Below are 443 nucleotides of genomic sequence, written 5' to 3' on the forward strand. Positions count from 1 at the left end.
GGCGCCTTCAACCTGGAGCGCGCGCTCGAAAACGATCCGCATTTCCTGGAACACGGCCATGACGACCACGTCTGCGGCCCGGATTGCGATCATGATCACGACCACCACCACCATCATGGCCATGATCACGATCATCATGGGCACGACCATCATCATGGCGCGATGTCGGCGATCCATGATGTGACGGTGCAGTCGGTGTCGCTGCGCGGCGGCGAGATGAACCCCGAGCGCTTCTTCCCGTGGATTCAGAAAGTCACCCAGGTGCAGGGCCCGAACATTCTTCGCCTCAAGGGCATCATCGCCTTCAAAGACGATCCCCAGCGTTACGTCGTCCAGGGCGTGCACATGATCATCGAGGGTGATCACCAGCGTCCGTGGAAGGATGGCGAGAAGCATGAAAGCCGTCTCGTCTTCATCGGCCGCGATCTCGACCGCGAAAAACT

1 protein-coding gene is annotated in these 443 nt (G+C 59.6%); it reads left to right on the top strand.

What is annotated here, in order from left to right; all coding sequences use genetic code 11:
- On the top strand, positions 1-443 hold a 443-nt coding region (locus AC5ZG1_RS44395; protein WP_496136570.1), incomplete at both ends, for a CobW C-terminal domain-containing protein.

The sequence above is a fragment of the Bradyrhizobium sp. Leo78 genome, from assembly GCF_059512425.1.